Origin of the sequence: Streptococcus mitis (genome assembly GCF_047464035.1) — a bacterium.
GTDB lineage: Bacteria > Bacillota > Bacilli > Lactobacillales > Streptococcaceae > Streptococcus > Streptococcus mitis_DX.
On sequence record NZ_JASHCQ010000022.1, the window covers coordinates 1 to 13,959 of the forward strand.

17 protein-coding genes, 1 other RNA gene and 1 pseudogene are annotated in these 13,959 nt (G+C 40.7%); 4 read left to right on the plus strand and 15 right to left on the minus strand.

Annotated features, from left to right (window positions below):
• The 6 genes and pseudogenes from QM818_RS07000 to QM818_RS07025 form a co-directional block, all read right to left on the minus strand.
• A pseudogene (locus tag QM818_RS07000) lies at positions 1–72 on the minus strand (transposase); the annotation flags it as partial.
• Positions 73–182: 110 nt separating this feature from the next.
• A complete protein-coding gene (locus QM818_RS07005) occupies positions 183–1,517 on the minus strand; it encodes an Nramp family divalent metal transporter (RefSeq protein WP_000094601.1) in 1,335 nt (444 codons plus the stop codon).
• Between the two features lie 430 nt (positions 1,518–1,947).
• Positions 1,948–2,295: a transfer-messenger RNA gene (ssrA, locus tag QM818_RS07010) on the minus strand.
• A 61-nt stretch (positions 2,296–2,356) separates the two neighbouring features.
• Positions 2,357–2,992 (minus strand): SGNH/GDSL hydrolase family protein, encoded by a 636-nt coding sequence (locus QM818_RS07015; RefSeq protein WP_000290665.1) that lies wholly within the window; start codon positions 2,990–2,992, stop codon positions 2,357–2,359.
• Between the two features lies 1 nt (position 2,993).
• A complete protein-coding gene (locus QM818_RS07020) occupies positions 2,994–3,821 on the minus strand; it encodes an HAD family hydrolase (RefSeq protein WP_414300076.1) in 828 nt (275 codons plus the stop codon).
• A 21-nt stretch (positions 3,822–3,842) separates the two neighbouring features.
• The gene (locus QM818_RS07025; RefSeq protein WP_001189732.1) at positions 3,843–5,168 is read right to left on the minus strand and encodes a CapA family protein; all 1,326 of its coding nucleotides are present in this window, start codon (positions 5,166–5,168) and stop codon (positions 3,843–3,845) included.
• 174 nt (positions 5,169–5,342) lie between these two features.
• Here QM818_RS07025 and def point away from each other — a divergent pair, with 174 nt between their 5' ends.
• The gene (def, locus tag QM818_RS07030; protein ID WP_001272937.1) at positions 5,343–5,954 is read left to right on the plus strand and encodes a peptide deformylase; all 612 of its coding nucleotides are present in this window, start codon (positions 5,343–5,345) and stop codon (positions 5,952–5,954) included.
• A gap of 44 nt (positions 5,955–5,998) precedes the next feature.
• Positions 5,999–6,727, plus strand: coding sequence for a 23S rRNA (guanosine(2251)-2'-O)-methyltransferase RlmB (rlmB, locus tag QM818_RS07035; protein WP_045611907.1), 729 nt, complete (start codon positions 5,999–6,001; stop codon positions 6,725–6,727).
• A gap of 39 nt (positions 6,728–6,766) precedes the next feature.
• Here rlmB and trxB read toward each other — a convergent pair whose 3' ends face one another.
• The 7 genes from trxB to QM818_RS07070 all read right to left on the minus strand — a co-directional run bounded on the left by trxB (position 6,767) and on the right by QM818_RS07070 (position 11,121).
• Positions 6,767–7,678, minus strand: a complete 912-nt coding sequence (gene trxB, locus QM818_RS07040) for a thioredoxin-disulfide reductase (RefSeq protein WP_414300077.1) — start codon at positions 7,676–7,678, stop codon at positions 6,767–6,769.
• A gap of 65 nt (positions 7,679–7,743) precedes the next feature.
• The gene (locus tag QM818_RS07045) at positions 7,744–7,968 is read right to left on the minus strand and encodes a DUF4059 family protein (RefSeq protein ID WP_000926599.1); all 225 of its coding nucleotides are present in this window, start codon (positions 7,966–7,968) and stop codon (positions 7,744–7,746) included.
• Between the two features lie 77 nt (positions 7,969–8,045).
• Positions 8,046–8,789, minus strand: coding sequence for an amino acid ABC transporter ATP-binding protein (locus QM818_RS07050; RefSeq protein ID WP_000590965.1), 744 nt, complete (start codon positions 8,787–8,789; stop codon positions 8,046–8,048).
• Positions 8,789–9,589, minus strand: a complete 801-nt coding sequence (locus QM818_RS07055) for an amino acid ABC transporter permease (RefSeq protein ID WP_001103445.1) — start codon at positions 9,587–9,589, stop codon at positions 8,789–8,791. Before QM818_RS07055 ends, QM818_RS07050 begins: the two co-directional genes overlap by 1 nt.
• A gap of 157 nt (positions 9,590–9,746) precedes the next feature.
• A complete protein-coding gene (locus tag QM818_RS07060; protein WP_261105229.1) occupies positions 9,747–10,103 on the minus strand; it encodes an arsenate reductase family protein in 357 nt (118 codons plus the stop codon).
• 5 nt (positions 10,104–10,108) lie between these two features.
• Entirely contained in the window at positions 10,109–10,627 is a 519-nt protein-coding gene (locus tag QM818_RS07065; protein WP_020901893.1) for a methylated-DNA--[protein]-cysteine S-methyltransferase, read from the minus strand.
• Positions 10,627–11,121 (minus strand): GNAT family N-acetyltransferase, encoded by a 495-nt coding sequence (locus QM818_RS07070; RefSeq protein WP_414300078.1) that lies wholly within the window; start codon positions 11,119–11,121, stop codon positions 10,627–10,629. The genes QM818_RS07065 and QM818_RS07070 overlap by 1 nt, the downstream gene beginning before the upstream one ends.
• 134 nt (positions 11,122–11,255) lie before the next feature.
• Between QM818_RS07070 and QM818_RS07075 the strand changes: the two genes are divergently transcribed.
• Positions 11,256–11,699 carry a DUF1836 domain-containing protein gene (locus QM818_RS07075; RefSeq protein ID WP_223336156.1) on the plus strand — a complete coding sequence of 148 codons (444 nt, stop codon included), beginning with the start codon at positions 11,256–11,258 and terminating at the stop codon, positions 11,697–11,699.
• Positions 11,699–12,346 carry a PAQR family membrane homeostasis protein TrhA gene (trhA, locus tag QM818_RS07080; RefSeq protein WP_124788175.1) on the plus strand — a complete coding sequence of 216 codons (648 nt, stop codon included), beginning with the start codon at positions 11,699–11,701 and terminating at the stop codon, positions 12,344–12,346. The genes QM818_RS07075 and trhA overlap by 1 nt, the downstream gene beginning before the upstream one ends.
• Before the next feature lie 20 nt (positions 12,347–12,366).
• Here trhA and pdxT read toward each other — a convergent pair whose 3' ends face one another.
• Positions 12,367–12,948 carry a pyridoxal 5'-phosphate synthase glutaminase subunit PdxT gene (gene pdxT / locus QM818_RS07085; protein WP_414300079.1) on the minus strand — a complete coding sequence of 194 codons (582 nt, stop codon included), beginning with the start codon at positions 12,946–12,948 and terminating at the stop codon, positions 12,367–12,369.
• Positions 12,949–13,824 (minus strand): pyridoxal 5'-phosphate synthase lyase subunit PdxS, encoded by an 876-nt coding sequence (gene pdxS / locus QM818_RS07090; protein WP_000138517.1) that lies wholly within the window; start codon positions 13,822–13,824, stop codon positions 12,949–12,951.
• Positions 13,825–13,959 lie beyond the last annotated feature (135 nt).

The window sequence follows — 13,959 nt, forward strand, 5'->3', positions numbered from 1 at the left end:
AAGCTTCTCTAAGCTATATCCTTGTTTTCTAAGTTCATAGATCTGAACTTTATCATCATAACTCAATTTCATAATAAAACACCCCAAAAGTTAGATTTTTTCTGTCTAACTTTTGGGGTGCAGTACAGAAATCTTGGGTATCTTTTTTCTTATATGCTTGTTTTATAACTCGGGTGAATTTCTTAGAAAATATCAAATAACAATTTCACATTGAGAATTGTTAAGATAATGGAAACGATATAGCCAAGGATGGTATTCCATTTGGCATTGGTAAATTCTCCCATCAGTGATTTCTTAGAAGTTAGATAAATCAGTGGGAAGATTGAAAATGGAAGAGCAATCGAAAGAAAGACTTGTGAATAAACCAATAACTGATCTAATGTTTTTTCCTGATGACCAAACAGAACCGCTACAATCATGACAGGCAACAAGGCAAAGAGACGAGTTGCCAAACGAATGAACCATTGAGGTAATCTCATATGCAAGAAACCTTCCATAACGATTTGTCCAGTCAAGGTACCCGTAATTGTCGAATTTTGACCACTGGCTAATAAAGCCAAGGCAAACAAGGTTGATAAGGTCGAGCTAGCTATAGCTCCTGCAATAGTAGAATCCTGCAAGGCATTATACATTTGAGAGAAGGCAGAAATCTCAGATGCATGGCCGAAAAAGAGAGCCGCCCCGAGAATTAATAGAAGGGAGTTAACCACAAAGGCCAAGGATAATTGGAGATTTGAATCCCAGGTCATAAAGCGCACGGCTTTTCGAACATCATTCTTGTCCTTGTGATTGATTTTCCGAGTTTGTGACAAGGAAGAATGCAAATAGAGGTTATGGGGCATAACCGTTGCTCCCACGATCCCTAGTGCCAAGGTTAATTGACTTTCATGCCCTGGCAAGGGACTTTCAAATAAGGTTGCATTCGGTAGATAACCCTCAACGATTCCTTGGAAGCTTGGATGTGACAAAGCTACCAGATAGGTAAAAATTGCTAGAATGGTTAAAATCAGTGTTGTCACAATAGCTTCAATCTTCTTAAAGCCAAATTTCATCAGAAGCAATAAGAGAAAAACATCCAACACGGTCAAGAGAATTGCTATCATAATCGGAATCTTAAAGAGAAGATTGAGAGCAATCGCTGAACCTAGAACTTCTGCCAGATCTGTCGCCATCAAGGCTAATTCTAAAATCACCCATAGACTATAACGAAGCCATTTAGGTGAATGATGAGCCGTTGCTTGAGCCAGGTCCATCTGGGTTACAATACCAAGCTTTCCTGCCATCTGCTGAAGTTGCATGGCAATGAGAGATGAAATCAAGATAACAAACAAGAGACTATACTTATAGGAAGCACCACCGACTACACTGGTAATCCAGTTTCCTGGATCCATATAACCAACTGCGACAAGAGCACCCGGACCTAAAAAGGCATTTAAATTTTGCCAGAAATGATTGTTATTTGGAGTATCGATAGATTGATTAATCTCAGAGAGTGACACTTTTTTATGAGAAGACATAGATACTTACCTCTTTCTAAACCTACTTTTTCATTATTTTCTATTAGAGAAAAATAAGATTGACTTTAAACTATTAAAACAATGAAAACTATATGAAAAACATTTAGTTTTTTCATTATTTTTCTTAAGGCACCTTAATATTTTTCTTAAGGCACCTTAATATTTTTCTTAAGGCACCTTAATTATAACACAAAAAATGAAAACTATATGAAAAACATTTAGTTTTTTCATTATTTTTCTTAAGGCACCTTAATTATAACAGAAAATATGATAAAAACTTAAGAAAATTCAGGACTTGATTTAATATTTAGGATACAACAAAATGTTGTATTCTTTTTTCGCAAAAGAATACCAAGGAATACCAAAGACAAAAATAAAAAACGTTGATTTAACAACGTTTTACCAAGGAATGCAAAAGAATGCAAAGGAATAATGGAGCCGGTGGGAGTCGAACCCACGTCCAAACATCTGCTAACATATTTGTCTACAACCATAGGTTATGTATTCGTTTAACAGTCCCTCGACACATAACTCAAGCCTAGAAACCGCGAGTCTATCAATCTCTTATCAAGCCGCTAGACAAGACTTGATCGTATCTCGCTAATAATAAGACCTGTCATTGAACACGAGCAATCCAAATCGGGTCACGCCTGCTGGTTTTTAGGCAGCTAGAGCGTAAGAAGTGTTATTTTTTGCAGTTATATTTAACTGAGCGTTTACGTCGCCACACGAGTCGCAAAATATGCCTCATAATGCCTGTCGAATCCGTAACGACCCCAAAAGACAATAAAACCATTATACCTTATCTAACACAAAAATGCAAAAAGGAAAGCAATTAACTACAAAAGATAGTCTTTCAAAGATTTTGTCAAAACCTGATAACCAGCAACACTAAGGTGCAACCCATCAGTTGTATAATCTTTTTTGAGTTGACCTGCCTGGTCTGTCAAACTATCAAAAACTGGCACAAATTCTACCTGCATATAGGCAGAAGCAAGCTCTTGATAGGCTTGATTCCATTTCTGAATTTTTTCATTCGTGCGGATATAGACTGTCTGCTTGTACTCTTCTCCCTCATTGACTGGCAAAATAGAAAGCAATTTAATCTCAGTCAATGGATAATCGCGAGCAATGGATTGTATGATAGCTTCGAGGTTATTGAGAGCCTCATTCACAGGCACATCTTTTCCGATATCATTTGTCCCAATCAAAAGGACAATTTTATCTACTGCTCCACCGTACAGATGCGCATCTAGATTTTCTAATAACAGCCCTGTCTGATACCCTCGAATGCCTCGATTGACAATCGTCTTCGAAGTCCCAAATAGTTCCTGCAGAGGATAATATTCGACAATGGAATCCCCAATAAAAAGAATGTCTGGCTCTACAACAGAAACCTGATTTAAGTGACGATACTTGGTTTGGATTTTTTCTTGTTCCTTTAGTAACCAATTTTCTAATAACTGTACTGCCACTTCATTCTCCTTTTTCTAACCAGTTTTCCAAGATTTGATAAACTCCTCCTTGGCTATTGGCTGGCGCTAGAGCAGTAGCCACAGCTTTGGCTTTATCATCAGCATTTTCCATCGCATAGGCAATTCCAGCCATTTCAAGCATTTCAACATCATTTTCACTGTCACCAAAAGCCATGATTTGTTGGGAGGTCAAGTCCCAGCGCTTGAGTAATTCTTCCAAGCCCCATGCTTTATGAATTCCAGCTTGAAGGATATCAATGCAACCATAGCCACTCGATACAGCACGAACACGGCCATCAAAGAGGTCATTGATTTCTTCCAAGACCGAACTCAAACGTTCCTCACCAACAACCATACTCATCTTGAGCACACCACCAAAGAGGTCAGAGGTTAATTCGTCCACAAATTGCATCCGTTGGTAGAATTTTTCAATCATTTCTGGAGTCATAAAACTTTCAAGGTCTGTAAAAATCGTACCTTCTTTGACGAAACCACCCTTCATAGACGTTACAACAAACTGATCCTGACACGCTCGACCCTTAAAATGAGCCAAAGCCTTATCGACAATGGCATCATCCCAAGTCTGAGCCTGAATCAGTTCATTGTTTTCAAAAATACGAGCACCGTTTGCAACAACCAGAACCACCCGATCGACCAAGTGCTCCAGTAGTTGCCTCATGCGGTGAATTTCATTCCCAGTCGCAATGACAAAACGAATACCCCTTTTATCCAACTGATCTAAAATCTTTTCCAAACGTGGGAGATCAAGCTGGCCTCTAGCATCCAGCAAGGTCCCATCCATATCTGTTGCAATTACCTTAATCGTCATTTACTTTCCTCTGGATTCAAGCTAGTCCCACTTCAATCCCACATGTTCGTTCATTTCTTTGTAGGCTGTATCAATTCGTTCCTTAGTCGCTTCATCTAACTGGTCACGATGACTACCACCCTCGATAAAATCTTCTAAGATATAAGTTTGGTATAGGAATAGTGGATAACCTTCTGGAGAATAGGTTCCTTTTGGTGTACGGTTTACCCAAGAAGGATGCGCTTTTGCAGTTTCGATTGTCGTCTTACCGGCTTTTTTCTTAATAGTCACATCCATGAGCACGCCGCGCTCTGTCCACTTAGCATTCTCTTCATCTTGCATGGTTTCAATTCGTTGATTGGAAATGAAGTTCCCCATTGAATAGATAATGAGTTTCTTGTCCCCATCTTTTTCAACCGTTTCAGATGGTTCAACTACGTGAGGGTGCCCTCCAAAGATAATATCCGCTCCCCAATCGATCATCTTGTGATAAAGAGCCTTTTGTTCTTCAGTTGGTTCCAAGCGATACTCCACACCCATCTGAGGCATGATAATGGTGATATCTGCTTCCTTCTCTGCTCGTTCAATTTCAGCCTTCATCTTGTCTTCATTTAGGTCTGAAAGATAGCGGTTATAGTCTTCTTGAGAAATACTTTGCTCAATTCCATTAAAACCATAAGAATAGGCTAAAAGTGCAACCTTGATGCCGTTCACTTCCTTGATAACCAGTGGAGCTTGATCACGTGACTCATGCGTATACACTCCAATAGGTGTCATTCCTGCCTTCTCAATAGCATCTGCTGTTGAAACCACACCTTCTATTTGTGAATCTAGGATATGGTTATGCGCCAAGTCTAGCACTTGATAACCGGCATCCTTGATGGCATCCATAACTTCACCAGGTGCATTAAATAGAGGATAACCTGCCAAATAGTGGTCCTTGTTCACAGTACCTTCAAAATCACCTATAATTAGGTCTGCTTGTTTGAGCCATGGTTTCACATAATCAAAATTCTCATGAAAATCATAGGTCCCATCTTCTTTTAAAGCCGAACGATAAATAGGAATATGATAAAGGAGGTCCCCATTGGCCATAATTCTAGCAGTTTTTTCCTCTTCCTGATCTTTAGTATTTTGATTGGTCTTATTTGCTTCTTGAGAAATGGCATCCTTTTTTTGACTGGTTAAGGGGATTCCTTGGAAGCTTTCAAACAACAAGACCAAGCCCATTGATAAAGCAACTGCTAGCAAGAGTATCGCCACAAATCCCTTATTGCTCCACTTGCGATAACTCCTAAAAAAGTTTACAAAGCCTCTCACAAAATGAAAAACTGGTCCACGTTTATGTCTATCTTGTCTTCTTTGCATCTTTATTCTCCCTACTTTCTAATGCAAGCCTTTTCTTTTTATTATATCACAGATAAGTAATTCTTTCACAATTGAATCGAACCTAGTAGACATTTTCTATAAAAGCTCGATGCCGTAATGCTTTCAATCCTTGTCATTTTGTGTTATCATGTAGAGGTAATGAAAGGAGAGAAAATGTCTGCAATAGAACGTATTACAAAAGCTGCTCACTTAATTGATATGAAAGATATTATCCGCGAGGGAAATCCAACTCTACGCGCGGTTGCTGAGGAAGTCACTTTCCCCTTGTCTGACCAGGAAATCATTCTCGGTGAAAAGATGATGCAATTCCTCAAACATTCCCAAGATCCTGTCATGGCTGAAAAGATGGGGCTCCGAGGTGGTGTTGGACTTGCTGCTCCTCAATTAGATATCTCAAAACGTATTATCGCTGTTTTGGTACCAAACATTGTTGAAGAAGGTGAAACTCCGCAGGAAGCCTACGACTTACAAGCCATTATGTACAATCCAAAAATCGTCTCTCACTCTGTTCAAGACGCTGCTCTTGGCGAAGGAGAAGGTTGCCTCTCTGTTGACCGCAATGTGCCTGGCTATGTTGTTCGCCATGCTCGCGTTACTGTTGACTACTTTGACAAGGACGGCGAAAAACACCGTATCAAGCTCAAAGGCTACAACTCCATCGTTGTTCAGCATGAAATTGACCACATCAACGGAATCATGTTTTACGATCGTATCAATGAAAAAGACCCATTTGAAGTTAAAGATGGTCTACTGATTCTTGAATAAATAAAATCCCGTTGCAAGACGGGGTTTTGTGTTATAATAGAGGCATGAAAACAAATGATATTGTCTATGGCGTCCACGCCGTTACCGAAGCCCTCCTTGCAAACACAGGGAACAAACTTTACCTCCAAGAAGATCTCCGAGGTAAGAATGTTGAGAAAGTCAAGGAACTGGCTACAGAAAAAAAAGTATCCATTTCTTGGACTTCAAAAAAATCCCTCTCTGAGATGACTGAAGGTGCTGTCCACCAAGGTTTCGTTCTACGAGTATCCGAATTTGCCTATAGCGAACTGGACCAAATCCTTGCCAAAACACGCCAAGAAGAAAATCCACTTCTATTGATTCTGGATGGGTTAACTGACCCTCATAATCTAGGTTCCATCTTGAGAACCGCTGATGCGACCAATGTTTCAGGTGTCATCATTCCCAAGCACCGTGCTGTCGGAGTTACTCCTGTCGTTGCTAAAACGGCCACAGGTGCTATTGAGCACGTTCCAATCGCTCGAGTGACCAATCTGAGCCAAACTCTGGACAAACTCAAGGATGAAGGCTTCTGGACCTTTGGAACGGATATGAACGGTACTCCTTGCCATAAGTGGAATACAAAAGGGAAAATTGCCCTCATCATCGGAAATGAAGGAAAAGGCATCTCTAGCAATATCAAAAAACAGGTCGATGAGATGATTACCATTCCGATGAATGGACATGTTCAAAGTCTCAATGCCAGTGTTGCTGCAGCCATTCTCATGTACGAAGTTTTTCGAAATAGACTATAAAAAAAGTTTCCAGTCATCTGATTGGAAACTTTTTTATGATTAACTATGTTCTGTGATAAATTTATAAGCTTCTTGACCAGCGATAGCTCCATCTCCAACTGCTGTTGTCACTTGACGAAGGTCTTTCTGGCGAACATCTCCAACTGCAAAGATACCGTCAACTGCAGTTTTCATGTGGTTATCTGTCACAATCCAACCTGCCTGATCTTGGATATTCAATTCTTTAACAAAATCGCTAAGAGGATCCAATCCAACATAGATAAAGACACCACCGAAGGCTTGTTCTGTCACTTGACCTGTTTTCACATTTTCAAAAACGACAGATTCTACTCTGTTTTCACCCTTGATTTCCTTCACTACAGAATCCCAGATAAAGCTGATTTTCTCATTCGCAAAGGCGCGGTCTTGTAAAACCTTTTGGGCACGAAGTTGGTCACGACGGTGAACAATGGTAACAGTCTTAGCAAAACGAGTCAAGAAGAGGGCTTCTTCGACAGCTGAATCTCCGCCACCAACTACCAACAAATCTTGGTCACGGAAGAAAGCACCATCACACACGGCACAGTAAGAAACACCACGACTATTCAGTTCTTCTTCTCCAGGTACTCCCAAAGGACGGTGTTTAGAACCAGTTGCTACGATAACTGTACGAGTTTCATACGTTTGGTCATCAGTAATCACTTTCTTAAAATCACCATGGTCTTCGACATTTTCAACATAACCATAAATGTGCTCAACACCAAGATTTTCAAGCGGTTCAAACATCTTTTCTGCCAATTCTGGCCCACTAATATTAGCGTATCCTGGGTAATTTTCAATATCAGATGTATTATTCATCTGACCACCTGGCAGACCACCTTCAATCAAGGCTACTTTCAGATTGCTTCGAGCAGCATACAAGGCCGCAGTCATCCCTGCAGGTCCAGCACCGATAATAATAGTATCGTACATATAGATTCCTTCTTTCTTGTTGTAACTATCTTTATTCTAACTCTTTCTTGTCAATCAAGCAAGGATTATGCTTTGAAAACAAGAATTAAACTCATAACCGCAAAGGATAATACTGGAACAACCAAGACCCCAATCATAATCATATCATAGAGATGGGCTTGGCGAGCCTTGGCTGTCTTATCAACTCCCGACATGGCTCTCAGTCCAATCCAAATCCCTAAAAAAATCAGGACGAGGATGGTGGTCAAGATCAAACTCTCGAAATATAAAGAAAATAGTTGCAGTAGCATGATTTCTCTCATTTCTATCTTTTTTAAAGAGTAAACTCAGCTAGTCCAACTAACTGAGTTTTCCTTTATCTATTATATCAAATATAAGTCCGTTTGTAACTAGCGAAGAATTCTTTTGTCCGCTCTTCTTTCGGATGGTGGATAATCTCATCCGGTGTTCCAGACTCAATGATTTTCCCCTTATCTAAGAAGAGAATCTTATCAGCCACTTGGGCTACAAAGGACATATCATGACTAACCAAAATCATGGTTTGACCTGACTTAGCAGCATCTGCAATAGACTTCTCTACTTCACCAACCAATTCTGGGTCAAGGGCTGAAGTTGGTTCGTCTAAGAGCAAGACATCTGGTTTCATAGCAAGCGCACGCGCTAAGGCAACCCGTTGCTTTTGTCCACCTGATAAATGACGAGGGTAATGGTTTTCACGGTCCGAAAGCCCAACCTTAGCCAACTCTTCCTTGGCAATCTTAGTCGCTTCTTGGTCAGACAATTTCTTGACAACAACCAAGCCTTCTTTTACATTATCAAGTGCTGTTCGGCGTTCAAACAAATTAAACTGTTGGAAAACCATGGACAGCTTGCGGCGTAGGGCCAGGATTTCTTCCTGAGTGATTTTAGAAAAATCAACTGAGAAATCATCAATCTGAATTGATCCACTGTCAGGAGTTTCAAGATAATTGAGACTACGAAGAAAAGTTGATTTTCCAGCTCCTGAAGAACCAATCAAGGCTACAACTTCCCCTTTTTGAATATCTAAGTCCAGATGATCCAAGACAGTCTGTCCTGAAAAGGATTTGCTTAAATTCGAAATCTTAATCATTAACGAAGGTCTCCTTTCACATCTGTTTGCACTGTATCGGGTGCAGAAATAGCCATTTTTCTCTCGATGAAACGACCGAGGCTTTCAATTCCGATATTGACTACCCAATAAACAAGGGCAACGGAGATGAAGCGCTCAAAGTAACGATAATCAGCTCCACCCAGAATCTGAGCTTGGGCAAATACTTCCACAACACCCGCACTAAAGGCTAGGGAAGTTCCTTTGGTCAAGCCGATGAGGGAATTGATTAAGGTTGGAGTTGCCACAACGGCTGCATTTGGAATAATTACGCGACGATAAACTTGTGCTCGGGTCATACCCAGACTGCGTGCCGCCTCAATCTCACCAGGATTGACTGAGAGAATGGCTGCACGAATAGTTTCACTAGCATAAGCTGCCTCATTAAAGGCAAAGGCGACAATTGCAAAAGCAGCGGCTGGAATCGCATTGATATTGAAACCAGTTCCCCATTGCTGATTGAGAGCTTTCAAAGCCAAAGGGATTCCGTAGTAGGTCAACATGAGTTGAACCAAAATCGGTGTCCCTTTTAAGAAACTAACAAAGAAGGCCTGCAAGGGATATAAAATTTTGACACGATTGATTTTCACAATGGCAAAAAGAAGTGCCAAAACCAAGCCAAAAAGAGCACCACCAATTGTCAACATAATCGTTATTGGAAGTTGTTGAACAATTCTTGGGATCCCATCAAAGACCGAACGCAAGCTAAACAGCTTGCCATCCGGAATCAATTGCATCAAATTTTGGTACCAATCTGATGCTAAAATCGTTGTAACATTCATAAAAACATCCTCTCCTGCTAATGATTCATTCTACCATACTTCTGCCGTCAATGAAATTATTTGCTACGGTCAGATACAGACTTTGTCTACCTACTAGTTTATCATACTTTGAAACAGGGAGGTTATATATTTTATCTATCAAAGAGATAAGTAAAAACTATTTCAATCCCAATTCTTCATAAGGTTTTCGATAACCGATTTGCTTAACAGTTCCATCCTCCACTAAAATCGGTCGTTTTAACAACATTCCGTCGCTTGCTAGCAACTCGGCCGCTTCTTGGTTTGACAGACTTCCTACCTTATCTTTCAGCCCCAATTCACGGTATTTGATTCCACTGGTGTTGAAAAATTGCTTCAACTCGAAACCTGAGGTCTCTAGCCAGTTTAAAATGACTTCTTGACCAGGTGTTTCTTCCACGATGTGAACAGCTTTATAGTCTACACCGAGTTGGTTTAATTCTTGTTTTGCTTTTTTACAAGTTGAACATTTTGGGTATTCGATAAATTCTAACATGTGTTTCACTTTCTATTGTTTATATCTTTAAAATCTGCGTCTTCATGCTCCAAGAGCCAAGCTTTCTTTTCCACTCCTGCAGCATAACCTGTCAGACGCTTGCATGCTCCCAGCACACGATGACAAGGTACTAGGATAGACCAAGGATTGCGTCCTACCGCTCCGCCAATTGCTTGAGCAGAAGCCACTTGCAGATCTTGGGCTATTTGTCCATAGGTCACTGTCTGACCATAAGGAATTCTCTGTAAATAGGACCAAACTCGCTTTTCAAAATCCGTTCCGATTGGAGCCAAGGGCAAGTTGGATAAATCCTGAGACTTACCTTTAAAGTAAGCATCTAAGCAAGTAATAACTGGGTCTAAAATGGGATGACTAACAACTGCTTCTATCGTCTCATCTCCTAGTCCCCTCTCAAAATGCTTCTGCTCCTGCACCCAAATGCCATACAGATATTGCTCGTCAGCAACCAAAGACAAGGTTCCTATTGGCGAAAAGTAGAGCATTTTTACGTACTTCTTTTGCATTATTTCTTCAATTTTTGATAGGCCAAGCGTTCGCCATCAACTGGAACCTTACCAACCTGTTTAAAACCGAGTTTTTCAAAGATATGCTGCATGGCCTCGTTTGCAACATGCGTATCTGAGCGAAAATCTAGGTAATCAAATCCTTCAATCAAGCCTTCTAGGAAAGTCTGAGCAACCCCCTGTCCCTGGACATCTGCTGCCACAGCAATACGGTGAAAGACTAGGTACTCTGACTCTCCAGCTTGCCATTTTCCTTCATAAATGGCTTCATAGGCTGCCTCTGGACTTTTGGTCACAGCTGCATATGCTAGTAGTTCTCCCTCTTCCAAGGCTACGTAGGCTTGACCTGAGATAATATCTTCAATAATAATATCAGCATTTGGATAACCATTTTGCCACTGGTCACTACCAGCATCTGCTAAACATTTTTTAGCATCTTCCATCACCTGCATGATGGCATCTACTTCATTTGGAAAAGCTAAACGAATCTCCATCTTTTCTCCTCATTTCTGACTAGTTTCTCCCATCATAGCATAATTTAAGTCTTTCTACAAGCAGTTAAAACTTGACTTTCTATTTTTATTATTTTATAATCTAGTTATTAAAACTAGATAAAAAGGAGTTGGAAATGAAAACTACCTTTCCCTACCCAAAATGGGCAGAAATTCCAAACATTGACCTCTATCTGGACCAGGTTTTACTCTATGTCAATCAGGTCTGCGCCCCTATCTCTCCTGATAAAGACAAGGGCCTGACAGCATCTATGGTCAACAATTATGTCAAACATGGTTACCTGACAAAGCCTGACAAGAAAAAATACCAACGCCAACAGATTGCCCGTCTGATTGCTATCACAACCCTCAAGTCTGTATTTTCTATTCAAGAAATAGCTCAGACACTTAATACTCTGCAAACTCAAGCAAGTTCAGAGCAACTCTACGATGCTTTTGTGGACTACATGAACCAAGGAATTGATCCAGCTAATCCTATTATACAAACCAGCTGCCAAACCGTTAAACTCTATCATCAAACTCTATCCTTAATCCATCATACTCAAGAGGAGGAAATATAATGAATACAAGCCTAAAACTCAGCAAACAACTCAGTTTTGGAGAGGAAATTGCTAATAGCGTGACCCATGCCGTAGGTGCAGTCATCATGCTCATCTTACTACCTATTTCATCCACCTATAGTTATGAGACACACGGATTTTTATCATCTATCGGTGTCTCCATTTTCGTTATTAGTCTCTTTCTCATGTTCCTCTCATCCACCATTTACCACTCTATGGCCTATGGTTCGACCCACAAATATGTCTTGCGAATCATCGACCATTCTATGATTTATGTTGCCATTGCTGGCTCTTATACACCTGTCGTACTGACTTTGATGAATAACTGGTTTGGCTATCTAATTATTGCCATCCAGTGGGGAACGACCGTCTTTGGTATTCTCTATAAAATCTTTGCTAAAAAAGTCAATGAGAAATTTAGCCTTGCTCTTTACCTGATTATGGGCTGGTTGGTTCTGACTATCATTCCTGCCATTATCAGTCAAACCACACCAATTTTCTGGAGTCTCATGGTAACTGGCGGACTTTGTTATACAGTTGGAGCTGGATTTTACGCCAAGAAAAAACCTTATTTCCACATGATTTGGCATCTCTTTATCCTAGCTGCGTCCGCACTCCAATACATCGCCATTGTTTATTACATGTAAAAAAGTTGAGAAACTCAGTCTCAACTTTTTTCTTTACACATATTGATAAAGTACTGGTGCAAGCGCACATCATCAGTCAATTCCGGATGAAAAGAAGTTACCAGCATATTTTTTTCTTGGGCTGCAACGATTTGATTATCAACTGTTGCTAGAATTTCTACATCTTCTCCAACACTACTGATAATTGGACCACGGATAAAGGTCATTGGAATCTGACCGACTCCCTTACATTCTGCTTCCGTGTAGAAACTTCCTAATTGGCGCCCATAGGCATTGCGCTCGACCACCATATCCATAGTTCCAAGATGACTTTCTTCCTGAGAAGTAATTTCCTTAGCCAGCAATATCAAGCCTGCACAGGTTCCAAAGGCTGGTAAGCCAGATAGAATGGCTTCTCGAATGGGAATCAGCATGTCCTGGTCGCGTAAGAGTTTGCCCATGGTTGTAGACTCTCCTCCAGGTAAAATCAAACCTGACAAGTCACTCTGATGTTGCTGAAAATCCTCTAAATTTCTGATTTCAACACTCTCGACACCTAATTGATCCAACACTTTTGCATGTTCTGCAAAGGCACCTTGCAAGGCCAATATTCCAATTTTCATCTATTTCCCTCGCTCAGCCATGAGGATTTGGATCTCATTTTCATTGATACCAACCATGGCTTCCCCTAGATCTTCAGAGATTTGAGCTAGAATTTGAGGATTACGGAAGTTAGTTACCGCTTTGACAATGGCACTTGCTCGTTTAACAGGATCTCCTGACTTAAAAATACCTGAACCGACAAAGACACCCTCTGCCCCTAATTGCATCATCAACGCAGCATCTGCTGGCGTTGCAACGCCTCCAGCCGCAAAGTTTACAACAGGCAATTTTCCATGTTCATGGACGTATTGAACCAATTCTACAGGGACTTGCAAGTCCTTGGCAGCAACATAAAGTTCATCCTCACGTAGGTTTTGAATGCGGCGAATTTCCTGATTCATCATACGCATATGACGAACAGCTTGGACGATATCTCCTGTCCCTGGTTCTCCTTTTGTACGAATCATAGAAGCACCTTCAGCGATACGACGCAAGGCTTCACCCAAATCCTTAGCACCACAGACAAAAGGAACTTGGAATTCTTTTTTGTCCACATGGAAACGGTCGTCTGCTGGAGATAAAACTTCACTCTCATCGATATAGTCAATCTCAATGGCCTCTAAAATCTGAGCTTCAACAAAGTGCCCGATTCTGACCTTGGCCATTACTGGAATGCTAACTGCTTCTTGGATTTCCTTAATCATCTTTGGATCACTCATGCGAGAAACACCTCCAGCTGCACGAATATCTGCTGGAATCCGCTCCAAGGCCATAACAGCAGCCGCACCAGCGGCCTCTGCAATACGGGCCTGTTCAGGGTTCTGAACGTCCATGATAACCCCACCTTTGAGCATCTGTGCCAAGTTTTTATTTAGTTCATAACGATTTTCAGTCATTTCTTTATCCTCATTATTTGTATTGGTAGCTACCTTTTCATTTTAAGTCAGAACAGAATGAATCACAAGATAAAAAAATCATAATTGTATGGGTACAGATTGACTAAAAAACTATCTGACCTTAACTTAAGGCCA

What these genes read in the sequence shown, in the direction of transcription:
- def (WP_001272937.1), top strand. Translation starts at nt 5,343, where the DNA reads ATGTCTGCAATAGAACGTATTACAAAAGCTGCTCACTTAATTGATATG.
- pdxT (WP_414300079.1), bottom strand. Translation starts at nt 12,948, where the DNA reads ATGAAAATTGGAATATTGGCCTTGCAAGGTGCCTTTGCAGAACATGCA.
- QM818_RS07050 (WP_000590965.1), bottom strand. Translation starts at nt 8,789, where the DNA reads ATGATTAAGATTTCGAATTTAAGCAAATCCTTTTCAGGACAGACTGTC.
- QM818_RS07005 (WP_000094601.1), bottom strand. Translation starts at nt 1,517, where the DNA reads ATGTCTTCTCATAAAAAAGTGTCACTCTCTGAGATTAATCAATCTATC.
- QM818_RS07065 (WP_020901893.1), bottom strand. Translation starts at nt 10,627, where the DNA reads ATGCAAAAGAAGTACGTAAAAATGCTCTACTTTTCGCCAATAGGAACC.
- QM818_RS07045 (WP_000926599.1), bottom strand. Translation starts at nt 7,968, where the DNA reads ATGCTACTGCAACTATTTTCTTTATATTTCGAGAGTTTGATCTTGACC.
- QM818_RS07060 (WP_261105229.1), bottom strand. Translation starts at nt 10,103, where the DNA reads ATGTTAGAATTTATCGAATACCCAAAATGTTCAACTTGTAAAAAAGCA.
- trxB (WP_414300077.1), bottom strand. Translation starts at nt 7,678, where the DNA reads ATGTACGATACTATTATTATCGGTGCTGGACCTGCAGGGATGACTGCG.
- QM818_RS07020 (WP_414300076.1), bottom strand. Translation starts at nt 3,821, where the DNA reads ATGACGATTAAGGTAATTGCAACAGATATGGATGGGACCTTGCTGGAT.
- QM818_RS07070 (WP_414300078.1), bottom strand. Translation starts at nt 11,121, where the DNA reads ATGGAGATTCGTTTAGCTTTTCCAAATGAAGTAGATGCCATCATGCAG.
- QM818_RS07055 (WP_001103445.1), bottom strand. Translation starts at nt 9,589, where the DNA reads ATGAATGTTACAACGATTTTAGCATCAGATTGGTACCAAAATTTGATG.
- pdxS (WP_000138517.1), bottom strand. Translation starts at nt 13,824, where the DNA reads ATGACTGAAAATCGTTATGAACTAAATAAAAACTTGGCACAGATGCTC.
- trhA (WP_124788175.1), top strand. Translation starts at nt 11,699, where the DNA reads ATGAATACAAGCCTAAAACTCAGCAAACAACTCAGTTTTGGAGAGGAA.
- rlmB (WP_045611907.1), top strand. Translation starts at nt 5,999, where the DNA reads ATGAAAACAAATGATATTGTCTATGGCGTCCACGCCGTTACCGAAGCC.
- QM818_RS07075 (WP_223336156.1), top strand. Translation starts at nt 11,256, where the DNA reads ATGAAAACTACCTTTCCCTACCCAAAATGGGCAGAAATTCCAAACATT.
- QM818_RS07025 (WP_001189732.1), bottom strand. Translation starts at nt 5,168, where the DNA reads ATGCAAAGAAGACAAGATAGACATAAACGTGGACCAGTTTTTCATTTT.